Here is a 17,870-nt window from a genome sequence, read left to right on the forward strand (position 1 = left end):
AAGGATGTTTACGATGGTACAGCAGCAATTACCTACTGGTTTCCGCGATGATATAGGGATCGTAGCAGAGCGTAAGGATGATGTGAGTCAATATGTGCTCGGTCTTTGTCGAAATCGTCAATACACAAAGATCTCTACGCCTCTTGTAGAGTACAAAGATGTATTCAATGGCTATGCAATGGGGCGCGGTCAGCATATGTACGAATTTATGGATAGTTCTGAAGTGTCCGTCGTAATTCGTCCTGATTTAACAATGCCTATTGGTCGTTTCTTAGCGACTACAAATATTGAATTGCCTCGCACGTTCTACTACTTGGGCGATGTATTTATGAAAAATAAAAAGCATCGTGGCGATGTTAACCAAGTGACGCAAGGTGGCATTGAAATGGTGGGCTATAAAGGGCTTGAGGCTGAGCAAGAGTGCTTCAAGATTATTAAAGAGGTGAATGAAGCTCAATTGGGCAATAGTTTATTGCTCGAAATTGGGGATGCTCGTTTTTCTCGTGCTATTACCGATGCTCTTGGACTCAGTGATGATGAAAAAGCAGAGCTCTTAGAGGCTTTATTTACTAAATATTTGCCACGATATAACGAGTTGATTTCTGACTTTAAAAATAGTGCGCTATATCCATTCTTAACTGTATGGCCTCGCTTGTTTGGTACGGTTCAAGATATTAAGGATGAGCTAAATCAGATTATCTTGCCTGCAGCGGCGCAGCGCATTTTAGATAATCTCGTAGATATGGCAAATCAAGTGGAAGCAACGGGGCAACAGGTTCGCATCGATGTATCTACGGAACCGCTTCAATCCTATTACACAGGCCTTACGTTTAGAGGCTATGTGGATGGCGTGTCTCAATACATCGTCAGCGGCGGTCGCTATGATGGCTTGCTATCTAGCTTTGATGGTACGCCGATGCCGGCAGTAGGGATGGCTTTTAATATCGACGTCTTGACTGATGTTACCTTGCAGGGTGCAAGCAAAGCTCAAGATAACGATACATTACGTATCGCTCTTACGAAGGGGCGCGTAGAAAAGGATTTTATTCCACTCCTAGAAACATGTGGCATTGACTGCGAGCCATTACATAATAAGGCGCGTAAGCTCATTATCTCTTTAGGCGATTCTATGGAGGTCATCCTTGCAAAGGGGCCAGATGTAACGACGTATTTGAAAAATGGTGTTGTTGACCTTGGCATCGTCGGTAGTGATGTGCTCGATGAACAAGACGATACAAGCTATGAAATGCTAGATTTACAAACGGGTAAATGCCAATTTATCTTGGCGTCCTTAGAGGGCTATGATCCTAAAGAAGGTCGCCGTCAACGCATTGGTACGAAATATCCAACCATTACAAAACAGTATTTTGGAGCTCAAGATGTGGAAATCATCAAGATTGAAGGCTCTGTTGAGCTGGCCCCACTTGTAGGACTAGCAGATGCTATCGTAGATATTACGGAAACGGGTACCACTTTGCGTGAAAACAATCTAGAAATCTTCGATTGGTTACAGCCCATATCTACACGCTTAGTAGCAAATCCATTAGCATTAAAACAAAAGCGAAACACCATTTTTAAGCTCATAGATCAGCTTTCAGAAGCAATTAATAAAAATTAATAAATAAGATGTAGAGTGAATCATATATTTAACTAGCAATACGGATAGATCAAGTAGGAAGAAGGATGACAGATGAAAATATATAAGGAATCATTAGAGGCGATGCTTGCCATCGTACGGGATTACACACAGCAAACTACAGATATGGAGATCGAGCGTTGGGTGAACGATATCATCGCTGATGTCCGTACTAACGGTGATGCGGCGCTCAAAGCGTATTCTGAAAAATTTGACGGTGTTTCCATTGAAGATTTTAAGGTACCTCAAGAGGAAATCGACGCAGCTTATGAGTCTTTATCTGATGATTTGAAAGCCGCATTATTAAAGGCAAAGGCAAACATTACAGAATTCCACAGCCGTGAAATCGAGCAGGGCTTTGTGGACATGGATACACCAGGTATCATCCGCGGTCAAAAGGTGATTCCCTTGGCTCGCGTTGGTCTCTACGTTCCTGGAGGTACGGCCGCGTATCCTTCCACCATTATCATGACTGCTTTGCCTGCAAAAATCGCAGGCGTAAAAGAAATCGTCATGGTTACGCCGCCTCAAAAGGATGGCATTAATCCTGCCGTATTAGGTGCCGCAAAGCTTGCCGGCGTTGATGCGGTATATCAAGTGGGCGGTGCCCAAGGTGTGGCGGCCCTCGCTTATGGTACGGAAACGATTCCAAAGGTAGATAAAATCGTAGGTCCTGGCAATATTTACGTGGCAACGGCAAAACGTCAAGTGTTTGGTCAAGTCGATATCGACATGATTGCGGGCCCAAGTGAAATTGGTGTTATCGCCGATGACAGCGCAAATCCAGTGCATCTCGCAGCAGATCTCTTATCCCAAGCGGAACATGACCCTCGTGCGCGCGCCATTATGGTGACTACCAGTGAAAGCTTAGCAAATGCCGTATCCGATGAGGTAGAACGTCAACTTAAATCGTTACCTCGTGAAAGTATCGCTCGTCCAGCTATTGAAAACAACAGTTATATTGCAATTATGAACAGCATTGAAGACATGTTCACGGTAATGAACGAAGTGGCGCCAGAGCATTTGGAAATCCAATTGCCAGATCCAATGAATTATATGAGCCTCGTGCAAAATGCAGGCTCCGTATTCCTCGGTGCCTATGCATCAGAGCCGTTGGGCGATTATTTAGGTGGTACAAACCACGTATTGCCTACTAGTGGCACAGCTAGATTCTCATCTCCACTTGGCGTATATGATTTCGTGAAACGCACGTCTTTCACACAATTTACGAAAGAACGTTTAGAAGAAGTGGCAAAACACATTACTACATTGGCTCGTACGGAAGGCCTCGAAGCACATGCTCGTGCCATCGAAGTACGATTTGAAAAATAGATTAGAAAATAGATTTGGAATCTATATTTAAATATAGATTGAGATAAAGATTGCTATATATTTTTTAATATAGTTTTGATAGATAGAGGTCGCTATGATACGCACAGGCACGGTGCAACGCACCACTCAAGAAACAGATATTACAGTAGAAATTACCCTTGATGGGGCGCAAACGAGCTCCATCTCGACCGGGATTGGCTTCTTTGACCATATGTTGACGCTCTTAGCGAAGCACGGCCGTTTTGGCCTTATGGTAGAGGCAAAGGGCGATACATATGTGGATGCTCATCATACGGTTGAGGACGTTGGACTTGCCTTAGGGCAGGCTTTGGTAAAAGCCCTTGGCGACAAGGCCGGCATCGAGCGTTACGGCGATGCGTGGGTTCCTATGGATGAAGCATTGACGCAAGTTGTCATCGATTTGAGCGGTCGTCCGTACCTCGTTTTTCAAGGGGAATGGAGTACGCCGGTTTTAGGTGGCAACTTTGAAACAGAGCTGGTGGAGGATTTCTTCCAAGCTCTTGCTATGAGCACCGCTATGAACTTACATGTGCGCAATTTATATGGTCGCAATACACATCACATTATTGAAAGCATGTTTAAGGCAACGGGCCGTGCATTGCGTAAAGCAGTTACTATTAATCCGGATATCCAAGGGGTTAACTCTACAAAGGGCGTTATTTAATAAAGGAGAATGTATGATTTTTCCAGCTATAGATTTACAAGATGGGCGCAGTGTTCGCTTGTATAAAGGCGATTTCGCACAGGAAACGGTCATCAATCCTGATCCAGTAGATCAAGCGAAACAATATGAGGCAGCTAAAGTGGGAGCCTTGCACCTCGTCGATTTAGATGGTGCCAAGGCGGGCAAGCCTGTAAATGTAGACATTGTAAAAGCAGTGCGTGCAGCTTTCACAGGTATCCTTGAAATTGGAGGCGGCATCCGAGATAAAGAGGCCGTTGACCTCTATTTGAGTTTGGGCGTAGATCGGGTTATCTTAGGATCTGTAGCGCTTAAAAATCCAAAACTCACGAAGCAGGTCATCGCTGAATACGGTGCGGAGCACATCGTTATTGGTGTAGATGGAAAAAATGGCAAGGTTGCTGCTGAAGGTTGGCTCGACCAATCCGACGTGCCGATGACCGATTTAATCGGTGCCATGATTGAAGGGGGCGCAAAGTATTTTATCGTTACCGACGTAGACAGGGACGGTACGATGCAGGGCGCCAATGAAGAGTTACTTGGAAATTTACAAAAAGAATTCCCTACAGCACGCATCGTTGCCTCTGGTGGCGTCCGTAATCTAGAGGATATTAAATCGCTAGAACAAAAAGGCGTTATGGATAGTATTGTTGGTAAGGCTTTGTACGAGGGCACGATTACGCTAGAGGAAATCGGCGAGTACAATCAGCAGAAATAATAGAAATGACTGTGATGCTCTTAAATTAATTATTGGCTGTAACCAATGGAATATTGTGCATAATCAATAAATATATTGTGTATAGTCAATGAAATATGTTGAGTATAACTGTTGAAATGTATTGGGCGTAACAGCTGAATTATATTGAGTGACACTCGATGGAAAGGAGCTTTATGTTAGCGAAACGGATTATTCCCTGCCTAGATGTAGATGATGGGCGCGTAAAAAAAGGGGTTAACTTTGTTAATCTCGTAGATGTAGGCAGTCCCGTAGATATTGCGGCCTCCTATGAACAGCAACAGGCAGATGAGCTCGTATTTTTAGATATTACGGCCACCGTTGATGCGCGGACCACTATGCGCGATGTGGTACAAGAAATCTCCACACAAGTATTTATGCCACTCACCGTGGGTGGCGGTATCAAGAGTATTGATGATATGATTGCTTTGTTAAAAGCTGGTGCGGACAAGGTATCTTTGAACTCTGCGGCTCTTGCTAACCCTGAGCTCATCACAGAAGGGGCTCAAAAGTTTGGCAATCAATGTATGGTGGTAGCCATTGATGTGAAAACAGATGAAGAAACTGGCGAATGGTATGTCTATACTCATGGCGGTCGTAAGCGTACAGAATGGAAAGCTCTAGATTGGGCAAAAGAGGCCGTAGCTCGTGGAGCAGGGGAATTGCTAGTAACGAGTATGGACAAAGATGGTACAAAATCCGGCTTTGATATTGAACTATATAAGGCCATAGAGTCCGTCGTAAATGTACCTATCATCGCATCTGGAGGGGCAGGTAAGGTTGAGGATTTTGTGGACCTTTTTGAGCAAACCGGTGTTACCGGTGCACTGGCAGCATCTATATTCCACTTTGGAGAAGTTAAAATTCCTGAACTCAAACAAGAACTACGAGCTCATGGAATTACAGTACGCTAAAACAGATTTAAAAAATTATTATCTCTCGTAAGTTCTTTACTGGTCTATATGTTCAGAGTTAGTTAAATAGTTTGTTTATAGATAAACAGAATAGAAATAGCAATAGATAGAGATACAAGCTAATATAGGATAACAGATTGGTGATTACTTTTAATAAAGGATAGAATATGAAACCGGATTTTGAAAAAGGAAATGGCTTGTTGCCAACGGTTGTGCAGGATGCGGAGACAAAGGACGTCCTCATGGTGGCGTGGATGAACGAAGAAAGCTTTCACAAAACACTAGAAACAAGGGAAACGTGGTTTTGGTCTCGATCTCGTCAAGAACTATGGCATAAAGGTGGGACTAGCGGCAATGTGCAGCATGTGGTGAGTATGGCCTTAGATTGTGATGGAGATACCTTGCTCATTCAAGTTAAGCCTGAAGGTCCTGCCTGTCATACCGGGCGTACAAGCTGTTTCTTTAATGAAGTAGAACGGAGTTAAACATGGCACAGCAAACACTGAACGAATTATACGAAATTATTAAAAACCGTAAGGCACAGCCAAAGGAAGGTTCTTATACGAATTATTTATTCGACAAAGGACTAGATAAAATTTTGAAAAAGGTGGGGGAAGAGGCAACGGAAGTCGTTATCGCCGCAAAAAATGAAGATCCACAAGAACTGATTTACGAAACGGCAGACGTGTTATATCACTTGCTTGTGTTATTAGTAGAGAAAAATATTCCATACGAAGCCATTGAAGCTGAGCTGGCGAGCCGCGAAGGGGTCGTTAGCAAGACTACGGATCGCCCAGAAATTACAAATTTATAATGTATATCCTATTATGAGCTCAGACATATGAGCTCTGGTGGAGTTCATATGTGTTTTTTATGTGTTATATGAGTTATATGCGTTATATGCGTTAAGGAATAGATAGAAAGGATAGCCTATGAAAGAGATAATTCGCACATTGAAGCCTTATATACCTGAGGAGCCGGCTGAAGCGGTGAAAGAGCGCCTTGGTATCGACAGATTGGTGCGCTTGTCGGCAAATGAAAATCCATACGGCACATCGCCATTGGTACGGGAGGCTATCCTTAGTTATGTAACACATAATGATGCCAACTACTATCCGGATGGTAATGCTACCGATTTGCGCATGAAATTAGCGAATTACTGGCAGGTGCAACCTGAGCAACTCGTCATCGGCGTAGGTCTAGATGAGGTGATCGCCATGGTCAATAAAACATTGATTACCGCTGGTGACTCTATCGTAGTAAGCGTGCCAGCCTTTTCGGAATATGCCTTGAATGGTTTCGTGGAAGGTGCTGAGATTCGCGAGGTGCCAGCTGATTTTGAAACGGGGCAGTATGACTTTTCTGCTCTCGTGAATGCTGTAGATGAAACGACACGCCTCGTGTGGATCTGTAATCCTAATAACCCAACGGGCACCTATGAGTCTGTTGAAGATATCCGCAAATTTGTAGCAGCTGTACCAAAGGATACCTTGGTCATCATAGATGAGGCGTATATCGATTTTGTCACTTCCGTAGCAGTTCCTACGGCACGTGCGCTCTTGGATGAGTTCCCTAATGTGGCTATCATGCGTACCTTCTCGAAGGCCTATGGCCTTGCCAACTACCGTGTAGGCTACATGATGACACCTTTAGAATTGGCAAATTATATGCAAACCATTCGCTTGCCGTACAATCTGAATACCTTATCTCAAGTGGCTGCAGAAGCTGCTTTCGATGATCAAGAATTCTTGGCGAGAACGGTCTCTCAAAATGCAGAGGAACGGACAAAATGGGAAAGCCTCTTTGATGAACTAGGTATTCACTACTATAAAAGCGAAGCAAATTTTATTTTCTTTGCATCGCCTGATGCGGAAGGCCTTGCAGATGCTTGGCTTAAATCAGGTTACCAAGTGCGCCGAGGTCAACGAGAAGGATGGTTACGCCTTACAATTCCAATGCCTCAAGATGGGGATGTTATGCGCAAGATATTAAGAGATTTCATGAATTAATTTGTACAGAATAATGTATAATTTGTAATACGTTTTATTTTATCTTATCGTGTTTTACCCTATAGAATGGAGTTTATTATGATTGCCATTATAGATTATGATGCAGGGAATACCTTCAATGTCCAGAAAGCCTTAGCTTACATCGGTCTTGAGGCAGTGCTAACGGCAGATCCTGAGACAATACTAAATGCTGATGGCGTTCTCTTGCCAGGTGTAGGCGCATATGCGCCAGCGATGGCAGTTCTAAAAGAGCATGGTTTAGTTGATGTCATTCATGAGGTAGTAAAGCGTGAAATTCCTTTATTAGGTATTTGTTTAGGAATGCAACTTTTATTTGAAGAATCTGAAGAATACGGCCCAACTCCTGGTTTAGGACTTATTCCAGGTAAGGTAAAAGAAATCCCTCGCGATCTAGGTCTTAGCGTGCCTCATATGGGTTGGAATAAAAATGTAGTACACCAGCCTCATAGTGCTTTTAGAAATGTAGATGATCAATATACATATTTCGTTCATTCCTATTATGTGGATACAGATCCTGAATATATCATATCTACTGCAAATTATGGTATCGATGTACCTGGAATTGTAGAACGAGGTAGAGTATATGGAATGCAATTCCATCCTGAAAAAAGTGGTGTCGTAGGTCTAAATTTGTTGCGTACATTTGGGACTATTACAAAAACTTATAGAGCAGCAGGAGAATAGGGATATAGCTATCTTTCATTACAGATAGGAATAAGTCATTCAGTAACCAATATATCTAGGATAATAACGGCATCTCATAGGTGGAGAATGCCGTTATTATGCTTTATAGTTATACTTAACTTTCAAAATGAGAAATTAATAATTGACACCTTGTTGATTAGTTATATAATAATGTTGTAAGTACTAACATTTTAGGAAGCCATTGTGGCATGGATACGATACATAAGTTTTATCAGTAATATTCATATACTCCATGTCACGTGATTATTGGAGGTGTTTATATGGTTATGAATGGTATTTACTTAGTTATTGCCTCCGCGTGTATTCTAATTTTAGCGTACCGCTTTTACGGGGCTTTTATAGCGGCTAAGGTACTGACATTGGATCAATATCGTCCAACGCCTGCTATGGTTCACAATGATGGTCACGATTACGTGCCAACCAACAAATGGGTAACCTTTGGTCATCACTTTGCAGCAATTGCTGGTGCAGGTCCACTGGTAGGTCCTGTTATCGCAGCACAGTTTGGTTATTTGCCTGGCGCATTATGGATCCTAATTGGTTCTGTATTAGCCGGTGCTGTGCATGATATGGTTATCTTGTTTGCTTCCGTTCGTTACGATGGTAAATCGATTGCGGATATTGCTCGAGAAGAAATCAGTAAACTTGCTGGTTTTGGTGCTATGCTCGCTACCTTATTCCTATTGATCATTACCCTTGCTGGTATGGCTGTAGTAGTAGCTAATGCATTGCATAACTCTCCTTGGGGATTCTTCTCCGTATTTGCTACCATTCCAATCGCTATTTTTATTGGTATTTATTTGAAATGGTTGCGTCCTGGTAAAATCCAAGAGGCGACTATTATTGGGGTAGCCTTAATCTTCGCAGCTATCATCTACGGTCCAAATGTAGCGGCTAGCGAATATGCATCTTGGTTCACATACGACTTGCAAACTATTGAAATTATGCTTGCTGTGTATGGTTTCTTTGCAGCTGCATTGCCAGTATGGTTGTTACTTGCACCTCGTGACTATTTGTCCACATACCTTAAAATCGGTACAATCGGTGCATTGGCTCTTGGTATTATCATTGTAATGCCTGAAATTCAAATGCCAGCTGTAACTCCTTACATCTGGGGCGGCGGTCCTGTATTGAAAGGTTCTGTATTCCCTTACATCTTCATTACTATCGCATGTGGTGCGTTATCTGGCTTCCATACTGTTATTGCTACAGGTACAACACCTAAAATGCTTACTAATGAAAAAGAAATTTTACCTATCGGTTATGGTGCGATGTTAACAGAAGGCTTCATCGCTATGATGGCGTTGATTGCTGCTACTGCATTGCATCCAGATGATTACTTTGCGATTAACTCCACAGTTGAGTCTTTCAAAGCTTTAGGCCTTCAAGTCCATGAATTGCCAGCATTGTCTGCAATGGTTGGTGAAGACTTGATGCACCGTCCTGGTGGTGCCGTATCCTTAGCAGTAGGTATGGCTCATATCTTCTCTAGATTGCCTAATATGGATCACTTGATGGGTTACTGGTATCATTTCTGTATCATGTTCGAAGCATTGTTCATCATGACTTTGATTGATGCTGGTACTCGTGTAGGTCGTTACTTACTTCAAGAATTATTAGGTCATTTCCATCCTAAATTCAACGACCAACACTGGGCTCCTGGCGTTTATGGTTGTGCCGCTTTAATTTGTATCTTGTGGGGCTACCTAGTTCTACAAGGTAATATCGGTATTATCTGGCCTCTATTCGGTGTATCGAACCAATTATTAGGTACCATGACATTGGCCGTAGGTACTACAGTTATCATGAGACTTGGACGCAAACGCTATGCATGGGTAACAGGTATCCCTTGTATCTTAATGGCTATCGTGGCTATCGCTGCAGACTATGAAAATGTATTCTACAGCTATATTCCTGCTGGCAAATGGATTCTAGTAGCATTTAGTGCTGCTATGTTCCTCATGATTCTTATCGTATTGGTAGAAGCGATTCGCAGCTGGATTCGCTTAGCTAATATTCCTCAAGATTATCGGACACAAGCTGAAATCGAAGCTGAAAGCCTTGTAAAATACGGTAAAGAAGTAAAAGCATAAGATTGATTATTGCAATATATAAAGTGCACTCACATTTGTGAGTGCACTTTTAATCTATAAATTTGCTGTTTTTTTATAAAATAGTTAGGTAATGGCGTCTTGCATGCAGAGTTTTCTGTGAGCAAGGCGCTTTTTGTATGGAAAAGAGTTTCTTATGGTCAATATGATTGATACAGTTAACACCGCATGGGTATTGTTATTTGAACATGTTATAATAGGGCTATGAAACATTATATACGTTCTTATTGGACAAAATATAAACAATTGTATAAGAAAGGCCTAAAAGGCATTGCTGCCTTTCTTGCCATTGGAGTGATTATAGTCTTTGTACTAGCAACCATTGCTAGTCGTGGAATGGGCGTTATTTTTAATGAGGTTATGGCTCGGCAGACGATGATGCGTGGTACGGTTACTGTTGAAAGTTTATCTGCCACACCGTGGGGAACTTTGACTTTTACCGGGCTGATTTGGAAAGACCCAGAAGGGCATGAGTTGCTCAATGCACCGAGCGGGAAGGTCCGCGTTAATATGTGGGATGTGGTCACACGTAATTTTAAGTCCTCTGCTATCGAGGGCATTGAATTAGATGATGCGATTGTAGTCGTTGATTTAGACGATAATAATCGGTTAGATTTCGCGCCCATATCTCCAGATGTACATAAACCAATTAACGAGATAGAGCCCCGTCCCAAAGTTCCTAGAAAGACTACACAAGAACGGCAAGAGGAACTAGGTAAGAAAGTACGTAACTTCAATTGGGCGGGCCAACATTTAGATTTGAAGATTAGGCTTAGAAACAGTCAGTTAGAGGTCTTTAACAGAAATCGCCATTATGTGATAAAGGATGTAAACGCTAGAATTGACCTTGATAGTAAGAGAGCCATTCGCATCGATATGGAGACGGGCAAATTCGGTGGTACCGCTATAGGGGATGGTCTCGTATTAAAAGGTCGTGTAGACTTAAAGGATGTTTTAAAGCATCGCATGCCTCAACTGGATCTACAATTTGATGTGAAAGGGGTGGATCCATCATCACTAGGCTTTGGTGAGAATATTCATGATGCCATGACCTTGCTTACAAAGGTAACAGGTGATTTTAACCGTCCCTTTGCTAAAGGTCGGGTAACGATGCCGATTTTGCGCATCCCTGCACTTACCTTTGAGAATGTAGTAGGAGATGTGACGTATCAAGATGGTATTTTGAATTTTGAAAACGTTAGTGCTAATGTATACAGCGGTAAATTGGAGGCTAAAGGTGTATATAATTTGGACACTCGAGCCTATACGATTACTGGTGTAGCAAAAGATCTAGATAGTAGTGTGGCCCTTAAAGCGCCTGAGTTCCTTGTGCCCGTATCGGCAAATTTGAACTTTAAAAGTGAAGGCCAACCTCGAGACATGGAGGTATGGGGAAACTTCTGGTCTGGTGAAGGGCACTATATGCTGATTCCGATTCAAAGCATTACGGGAAACTTTCACAATAAAGGGCGACATTTATCCTTTAGCGATGTGAAAGTAAATACGAAAATCACTACTATCACTACGGATGCTCTGCGTATCGATGATGGACAGCTCACGATGGGGCCGCTTAATATTACGTCCCATGGAGGCAGCAATTTTATTCTGTATGATGAGTCATTTGATGAAATTGATGAAAATATGACTCGCATTAAAGATGATATGAAACAAGCTAAAGAGAATAGTAAAAGTACTTCTGAATCAGCAAAGGGCATCGATACGTCTGGGCTCACACCGCCGGATATGAAAGAATCGATAAAAGACCTGAAGCGGAGTATAGACTCGGCAAAAGATAGCTTAGATAATGTGTCAAAAGGCATCAAGCAATGAAAGACATATAGTAATAAAATACATTGAGAAGTGAAAAGCAACAAGAAATAATAACGTATCAAAAATAATAAAGTATCAAAGATAACAAAAAGATGGCAATTCATCATCGTGATGAGTTGCCATCTTTAATTTATAAGGTACTAACTTGTATTTACCTATACGAAAGATTTTATTATCTGTCTAATCCGCTAGAACGTTGGTATTCAGTATCTTCTGTGTCTTTGGTATCCGTTTTTGTATTAGTTCGTTTTACCTTAATAAGAGGTTTCTTTTCTTTGGTTTCCTCTTCTTCGTATGGAATTACTTTATCCCCTTGATCCGGTAAAAATGTTTCAATACCGTTTCGTCTGCCTTTTTGCGTGTTTGAATCAGTGGCCAATTGGCTTTGTTGTGGAACGATATAGATTTCGTCTTTATTGATGGTTACATAATTTAACAAGAGTTTGAATGCGTTCGGACTTACATACAGAATTCCGTCTACCATACGTGCTGCAGGCAGTAAAGATTCGGATGTATCAAGGTTGATGATTTGCAATTTACCCTTGCGCACGACTTGTTTAGAGTCTGGTTGTACCGCTAAGGTAGCAATATTCATATCGATTAATGCCGTTTTTGTAGGGGCATCCCAAGATACTTTATAACCTAATGCTTCTGATACTTGACGTAACGCTACGAGTGGCTGACCGTCAACATAGATAACATTTGGTTTATTATCTATGGGCTCTAATAATATGCCATCTACATTGATATAATGCTGTGTCGTTACTGATGCAGGTCTTTTTAAACTCTGTGTCGTTGTAGCTGTCTTCGTTCCGACTGCTGCTTGGGCAGGTTGCACTATTCCGCTTGTGAAAGCTAGCGCTCCTAAGGCTATACCAGATAAAATAAGTTGTTTTAATTTCATGGTAACCTCCATTGTGTATAAAATGTCACGATAAATCATAATGGGTACTATAACATGGATATATGAATATTATATTATGAATTTTAATTTTACAAAACTAATAAAGAAGAAGGAATGATTTTATCGATTTGCTATAGAAAAACGAAGTCAAATAGAAATTTTAAGAAAAGAAAGATACTCTGTTCATAAAATTGCTAGTTTAATTGGTGTCTACCATTCTACTGTAGCAAGAGAATTAAATCGCGTTAAAGACGAATACTCTACGATTAAAGCACAACAGGTAGCAACTAGTAAGTCTGCTAATAAAGGAAGACTAATAAACTTAATACCTCAATTAGCGGCTTTAATTAAATCCAGATTATAACAAACTTAGTCTCCAGAAGCACTAATGCTGATTAATAATTGACCTAGGAAATGCCTTAAGTTTAAAACACCAGATTAGAAAATTGATTTAATTTTGTCGCATTACTTATTACAATTTAAGACAAGATTAAATGATTTATTAATGGTGGAATCCGGTTTAGATATTTTTATAACTCTACGTTTAGAAAGATAGTATAATTAAAAAAGGGGCTGTAAGCAAATTCTTTAAAAGCAGCATTTTGTTTATGGTCATTTTTATACGTTCATTTGAGGTGTGAAAAGATATTTAGTAATGTTGATTTGTAGCTTTTATATAATCTATATTGAGAAAGTACGTTGCAAAATCTGCCGGCTCTTTTGTAGTTGGTATAGTCGGTACGAAAGCTAGAAACTACGCTAAAGATGAAATTAAATTTAATTTAAAGAAGGATGTAGATAAGTAATGTCTCGGGATTTTATTATAATATTAGGTGTTATATTCCTTATATATAAACTTATTACTTATAAAGGTAAGCTTACTTTAGCCAGAATTATTACATATTTAGGCCTTGCAATTGGGGGAGGAATAGCATTACTTCATGAATCTGTCCCAGTATTTATATTATTTTTTCTGACAATAGTTTGTATGGGGATTTCTTTGGTTGGAATGTACTTTATGCTTAAAAATGATGAGTTTGAAAGTGATAAAGTAGAAAAATATCAGTCTAATTTTAAAGCTGGCGTATATGTTTGGTTATTTCTAGTAGCTTTATACATATATTTATATATTTTGACCTATTATTAGATATTCTGACCGTACATATAGCAGGATCTATTGATTAACGTATAATGCTAATATAAGGTATATGAATCTAAAAAAGGACGCTATAGTCTAATCTTCAGTGAGCGGTATTACTGAATGGGTTGGAACCATAGTGTCCTTTTAGTTTTTATGGATTTGATGTTTGAGAGCATGTTATTAGATGCATTAGTTGCTACTAACAGTTTAACTAGACCTGAGGGAGGACTTTTTTAGCACTACGTATGATATAATTTATTTATATTGAATGATTTCGCAGAATTTATATTTTATAGAAAGAGGTTCCTTATGGCATCCGGCAGATCTGAAAAAGAGTTACAAGGGGTAACGATGTTAGGTCACAAGACCGATTATCCTACTGATTATGCGCCACAGGTGTTAGAGGCGTTTGATAACAAGCATCCTGACAATGATTACTTCGTTAAGTTTAATTGCCCTGAGTTTACAAGCTTGTGTCCTATGACTGGTCAACCAGACTTTGCCACAATCTATATTTCTTATGTGCCAGATAAGAAAATGGTAGAGTCCAAGTCTTTGAAGTTATATCTGTTTAGTTTCCGCAATCACGGGGACTTTCACGAGGATTGCATCAACATCATCATGAAAGATCTTGTGAAGTTGATGGATCCTAAATATATCGAGGTGTGGGGCAAGTTTACGCCGCGCGGCGGTTTGTCCATCGATCCATACGCAAATTACGGCAAGCCTGGTACAGAGTGGGAAAAGACTGCAAAAGAGCGCCTTCATTTTCACGACATGCAGCCAGAGCGCGTAGCATATCGTTAATATGGCATACGAATATTTAACAATGGTCACATCCTTTATTACTTGTTTTATGATTGGTGTAACCTTGTCTTTACAACCTGCATCGATAATCGTAGGGACTCACACTTATTTAAGAGAACAAAGTAAATGGACTCGCTGGAACGGATATATCATGTTTGTGTTGCTCCTATTTGTGCTAGATGTGCTCGTAACAAACGGTATATATATTGCGTTTCACGATGTGTATGGTAATCTCTTTAACATTGGTTATCTTGATCTCAATCTGATGGACATGTTTTTTAGTGAAAGCTTTCAAATAGGCGTTATTCTAGTCTTTTCGCTTGTGTTGTTTCAAGTATTAGGGCTAGTTGATTTAGCCCATGGAGAACGGGATTTATCCTTTTATTATGACCAAGTAGATGCAGGTAAACAAAAGCCTTCGTGGATGGAGCAGTACATGGAGAGTCAAAGAGGCTCTCTTGGAGCGAGCTTGGTGGGCTTGTTCTATATGCTGAGAATGACGATAAAAACAATGTGGTCTTATATCGTGTGCCTAGTGTGGTTTAAAATCCTAGCCATACTTGTAAATGTGCTAGTGTCTCCGAGTATTAACCGAATTATGCATGTTGATAATGAAATGACTACCCTAATCATTTTCGACCCATACATTATCACCTATGCAGTTGCTGGTTTCTTATGGGGCCATGTAGCATTACATCATGATGTAACTAAAGTATCGCGCTTAGTTAGTAGCATGGCTATATCTCTTATCCCTCGTCTTACAGTTTTGGTAGGGGCAATTTCCTTTATTGGATTGGCCTTCATCATTATAATGGTACCCATTACATGGGAGGGGGTACTTGACGCACTTACAAAAAAATAGATAAAGCTAGTTATTTCCTGTATTTTTAGGGTTTTAAAAGTCGTTCTCATTCTCTTGACAATGAAATGATTCAAATGTTAGAGTATGGTTGTATTAATTGGAATACATAAACGGTTATACCCCGTGTATGGTGAATAACAAGGTGAAATATAATATCGTCCTTGGGATGTTCCTAAGGGCGATTTTTATCATCTATCGCTAGAGGGAGAATTAGATGAGTATAGTAACAAACCAAACAACTGAACTTATTGGTAAAACACCGATATATCAATTGCCAAATACCAATATTTATGTAAAACTTGAAAAATATAATGTAGGCGGTTCTGTAAAAGACCGTGCCGTACTCGGTATGTTACAGGCTGCAAAAGAGCAAGGTCGTATCCATGAGAATAGTATCATCGTAGAAGCCACAAGTGGTAATACGGGGATCGCTCTTGCTATGGTAGGTGCTATTCTACATATTAAAACAGTGATTATCATGCCTGAAAGTATGAGTAAAGAACGCCGTGAGCTTATTAAGGCGTATGGGGCGCAGCTCATCTTAACTCCAAAAGAAACAGGTATGAAGGGGGCTCTTGAGCGGGCAAATGAAATTTTAGCGAAGTATCCAAATGCTTTCACCTTGGGCCAATTCGTAAATCCTGCAAATCCAGATATGCATTACCGCACGACGGGTAATGAAATTGTAGAACAAGTGCCAAATGTCGATGTATTTATAGCGGGTATTGGTACAGGTGGTACTTTCACAGGCGTTACAAGACGATTGAAAGAACATAATCCTAATCTAAAAGCCATTGCTGTAGAGCCAGCGGGATCTCCTGCTATTACCGAAGGTAAGGGCGGCCCTCACAAAATACAAGGTATTGGGGCTGGTTTCATTCCTGAAAACTTTGACCAAAGCTTGATGGACGGCGTGCAAACTGTAAGTGATGAAGAAGCTTTTAGCGAGGTGCAAACCTTTATGCGTGAAAGTGGTATCTCTATTGGCCTTTCCGCGGGGGCGGCCATTGTAGCGGCAAAACGCATTGCTCGTGAAGAACCTAAGGCGAACATCGTTGTTATTGCACCTGATGGAGTAGAGAAATATTTATCTCTCTTGGACTTCGGCAACAACGAATACGTTAAATAATAGATTTTATATAGATACAATACTGAACTTTGGATTGGTAAAAGAATAGGTTCTATATAGATATAAAGCTTTATATATAGGAATATAGACCAAATATGTTGTATACTAGATATATCTATATTTCTGTAGAATGTAAGTAGAGTTATTTGAGATGGAGTCACTATGATGCAAGGTTTGCGCGATTTATGGGGCAAAATTCAATATAATATTAAGCGCGTAATGGATTCTGACCCAGCTGCCACAAGTGTATGGATGATTATATGGACATATCCACATATTACGGCTTTGTTCTGGCATTTCTTTGCCCACCGTTTATATAAGGCGGGGTGGCCAATCTTGGCTCGTCGTGTGGCTCTACATTCTCGGCATGTAACGGGCATTGAAATCCATCCAGGTGCGACGATTGGTCGCGGACTCTTTATCGATCATGGTATGGGTGTTGTTATTGGTGAAACAGCTATTGTAGGCGATAATGTAACCTTGTTCCATCAAGTAACATTAGGTGGGATGTCTTCTAAAAAGGTAAAGCGTCATCCGACCATTGAAGATGATGTACTCATCGGTACGGGTACAAAAATTTTAGGGGACATTACGATTGGGGCGCGCACGAAGATTGGCTGTAATCTCGTTATCAAACATGATATTCCTAAGGATATGGTAATTTTTGAAACAGATCCAGAAAATATGTATGTTCGTAAACCTAGTCGCAATGCAACTGCTGCACAAGCAGAGGATAAGAAAATCCCTGATAATTACATAGAATACTATATTTAATATAAAAGCGTATTTAATATATAATCATTTTTAATATAGAGTCATATTGAATATAGAATCATACATACCTCTAACTATTAGATTAACTAGTAGTTAGAGGTTTTTTATGATTCGTAGAAACATGATTCTGTGAATTACTGGATTTAGATTTGGTATGGATTGGATTGGATTGGGGATATGTTTGATTTAGTATGGTTATAATGTTTTCATTAAACTTTTATACAAAAATATCTGTTCATGTATTGACATGGAAAAT

The 17,870-nt window shown here is 40.3% G+C and carries 17 protein-coding genes and 1 pseudogene; 17 read left to right on the forward strand and 1 reads right to left on the reverse strand.

Annotated elements, in window-relative coordinates:
* Positions 1–13 precede the first annotated feature (13 nt).
* The 11 genes from hisG to VPAR_RS00680 all read left to right on the forward strand — a co-directional run bounded on the left by hisG (position 14) and on the right by VPAR_RS00680 (position 11,997).
* Positions 14–1,618, forward strand: coding sequence for an ATP phosphoribosyltransferase (hisG, locus tag VPAR_RS00630; RefSeq protein WP_012863726.1), 1,605 nt, complete (start codon positions 14–16; stop codon positions 1,616–1,618).
* 72 nt (positions 1,619–1,690) lie between these two features.
* Complete coding sequence (gene hisD / locus VPAR_RS00635) at positions 1,691–2,968, forward strand: histidinol dehydrogenase (RefSeq protein ID WP_012863727.1); 1,278 nt, start codon at positions 1,691–1,693, stop codon at positions 2,966–2,968.
* A gap of 94 nt (positions 2,969–3,062) precedes the next feature.
* A complete protein-coding gene (gene hisB, locus VPAR_RS00640; RefSeq protein WP_012863728.1) occupies positions 3,063–3,653 on the forward strand; it encodes an imidazoleglycerol-phosphate dehydratase HisB in 591 nt (196 codons plus the stop codon).
* Between the two features lie 13 nt (positions 3,654–3,666).
* A complete protein-coding gene (gene hisA / locus VPAR_RS00645) occupies positions 3,667–4,389 on the forward strand; it encodes a 1-(5-phosphoribosyl)-5-[(5-phosphoribosylamino)methylideneamino]imidazole-4-carboxamide isomerase (protein WP_012863729.1) in 723 nt (240 codons plus the stop codon).
* A gap of 173 nt (positions 4,390–4,562) precedes the next feature.
* Positions 4,563–5,321: an imidazole glycerol phosphate synthase subunit HisF gene (hisF, locus tag VPAR_RS00650; RefSeq protein WP_012863730.1), complete on the forward strand. Its 759-nt coding sequence runs from the start codon at positions 4,563–4,565 to the stop codon at positions 5,319–5,321.
* A gap of 167 nt (positions 5,322–5,488) precedes the next feature.
* On the forward strand, positions 5,489–5,806 hold the full coding sequence (hisI, locus tag VPAR_RS00655) for a phosphoribosyl-AMP cyclohydrolase (RefSeq protein WP_012863731.1): 318 nt from the start codon (positions 5,489–5,491) through the stop codon (positions 5,804–5,806).
* Positions 5,807–5,808: 2 nt separating this feature from the next.
* Positions 5,809–6,135, forward strand: a complete 327-nt coding sequence (gene hisE, locus VPAR_RS00660) for a phosphoribosyl-ATP diphosphatase (RefSeq protein ID WP_012863732.1) — start codon at positions 5,809–5,811, stop codon at positions 6,133–6,135.
* A 118-nt stretch (positions 6,136–6,253) separates the two neighbouring features.
* Positions 6,254–7,330, forward strand: a complete 1,077-nt coding sequence (gene hisC / locus VPAR_RS00665) for a histidinol-phosphate transaminase (protein WP_012863733.1) — start codon at positions 6,254–6,256, stop codon at positions 7,328–7,330.
* Between the two features lie 78 nt (positions 7,331–7,408).
* Positions 7,409–8,035 (forward strand): imidazole glycerol phosphate synthase subunit HisH, encoded by a 627-nt coding sequence (gene hisH, locus VPAR_RS00670; RefSeq protein WP_012863734.1) that lies wholly within the window; start codon positions 7,409–7,411, stop codon positions 8,033–8,035.
* A gap of 281 nt (positions 8,036–8,316) precedes the next feature.
* Positions 8,317–10,149 (forward strand): carbon starvation CstA family protein, encoded by a 1,833-nt coding sequence (locus VPAR_RS00675; protein ID WP_012863735.1) that lies wholly within the window; start codon positions 8,317–8,319, stop codon positions 10,147–10,149.
* Positions 10,150–10,371: 222 nt separating this feature from the next.
* Positions 10,372–11,997, forward strand: a complete 1,626-nt coding sequence (locus VPAR_RS00680) for an AsmA family protein (protein WP_012863736.1) — start codon at positions 10,372–10,374, stop codon at positions 11,995–11,997.
* Positions 11,998–12,169: 172 nt separating this feature from the next.
* On the opposite strand, the gene VPAR_RS00685 is transcribed toward VPAR_RS00680, so the two are convergent.
* Positions 12,170–12,901, reverse strand: coding sequence for a stalk domain-containing protein (locus tag VPAR_RS00685; protein ID WP_012863737.1), 732 nt, complete (start codon positions 12,899–12,901; stop codon positions 12,170–12,172).
* A 133-nt stretch (positions 12,902–13,034) separates the two neighbouring features.
* Between VPAR_RS00685 and VPAR_RS09510 the strand changes: the two are divergent.
* From VPAR_RS09510 to epsC, 6 genes and pseudogenes are all read left to right on the forward strand, one after another.
* Positions 13,035–13,262 (forward strand): annotated as a pseudogene (locus VPAR_RS09510) (helix-turn-helix domain-containing protein); the annotation flags it as partial.
* A 444-nt stretch (positions 13,263–13,706) separates the two neighbouring features.
* Complete coding sequence (locus VPAR_RS00690) at positions 13,707–14,048, forward strand: hypothetical protein (protein ID WP_012863738.1); 342 nt, start codon at positions 13,707–13,709, stop codon at positions 14,046–14,048.
* A 303-nt stretch (positions 14,049–14,351) separates the two neighbouring features.
* Positions 14,352–14,849 (forward strand): preQ(1) synthase, encoded by a 498-nt coding sequence (gene queF / locus VPAR_RS00695; RefSeq protein ID WP_004697960.1) that lies wholly within the window; start codon positions 14,352–14,354, stop codon positions 14,847–14,849.
* A 1-nt stretch (position 14,850) separates the two neighbouring features.
* Positions 14,851–15,711: a hypothetical protein gene (locus VPAR_RS00700; protein WP_012863739.1), complete on the forward strand. Its 861-nt coding sequence runs from the start codon at positions 14,851–14,853 to the stop codon at positions 15,709–15,711.
* Positions 15,712–15,925: 214 nt separating this feature from the next.
* Complete coding sequence (cysK, locus tag VPAR_RS00705; protein ID WP_012863740.1) at positions 15,926–16,840, forward strand: cysteine synthase A; 915 nt, start codon at positions 15,926–15,928, stop codon at positions 16,838–16,840.
* 162 nt (positions 16,841–17,002) lie between these two features.
* Positions 17,003–17,614: a serine O-acetyltransferase EpsC gene (epsC, locus tag VPAR_RS00710; RefSeq protein WP_012863741.1), complete on the forward strand. Its 612-nt coding sequence runs from the start codon at positions 17,003–17,005 to the stop codon at positions 17,612–17,614.
* The last annotated feature ends 256 nt before the right edge of the window (positions 17,615–17,870 follow it).

It is taken from the genome of Veillonella parvula DSM 2008 (assembly GCF_000024945.1).
GTDB lineage: Bacteria > Bacillota > Negativicutes > Veillonellales > Veillonellaceae > Veillonella > Veillonella parvula.